The sequence below is a fragment of the Halorubrum aidingense JCM 13560 genome, from assembly GCF_000336995.1.
GTDB classification, from domain to species: Archaea; Halobacteriota; Halobacteria; order Halobacteriales; family Haloferacaceae; genus Halorubrum; species Halorubrum aidingense.
This window is the reverse complement of sequence record NZ_AOJI01000004.1, coordinates 1-680: the sequence shown is the minus strand read 5'-3', so window position 1 is coordinate 680 and position 680 is coordinate 1. Positions and strand designations below refer to the sequence as shown.

The 680-nt window shown below is 50.6% G+C and carries 2 protein-coding genes; both read left to right on the top strand.

Annotated elements, in window-relative coordinates; translation table 11 throughout:
• Positions 1-289 (top strand): helix-turn-helix domain-containing protein (locus C461_RS14950; protein ID WP_239639079.1); only part of this gene is annotated, 289 nt, incomplete at its 5' end.
• A gap of 76 nt (positions 290-365) precedes the next feature.
• The coding region (locus tag C461_RS01210) for a hypothetical protein (protein ID WP_049906193.1) at positions 366-680 on the top strand (315 nt) is incomplete at its 3' end.

Sequence of the window (680 nt, the reverse complement as noted above, 5' to 3'; positions counted from 1 at the left end):
CATATTGACCACAATGAGTTTCCATCCAGCGATTGGCGGGTATCTCATGGACATCACGCCAACACAGAAAGCCATCCTCGTTGATTTGTTACTCCACAATGATGATAAGGCTGGTAACATTGCTCGGAGGACAGGGAGACACCGAAATTCGGTGTCTCGTTCCTTTCAGGACCTCTTAGATGCTGGATTCGTGCAGGAGAAGGGCGGCGGAGTCTACCGACTAACGGACCGTGGCCGAGAGTCAGCAATCGGCCTTGTAAAGCCACAGATTGATGTTTACGAGGCTTAAGATGGATATTTGCTACGCAAACTAAACAGTCATCAACACAAACACTTTTCACTAATTGCGACAGTCTAAAAATGTAATGTCGAAGATGGAATTCGACCCCGCAGACGCGGGGTTCACGGTGGCTCTCATGGTCGCCGGATTCATTCAGACGGGCATCGCAACCTTCCAACTATTCGATATCAATTTCACCGACGTGATTTTCTCGTCGGGGAATATCGAAATCACGCTTGCGTACGCGGTATCTGTCGGCGCGTTCGCGGGCATCATCATCACGAACGAGAACACCGACCTATCGTCTCTCAAAGACGATGCGGAGAAGCTTGACGACTACTATATGTGGTCGATTTTCGGCACGGTCGGGGTGTTCGCTGCGTGGCTGTTGGTCGGTGAC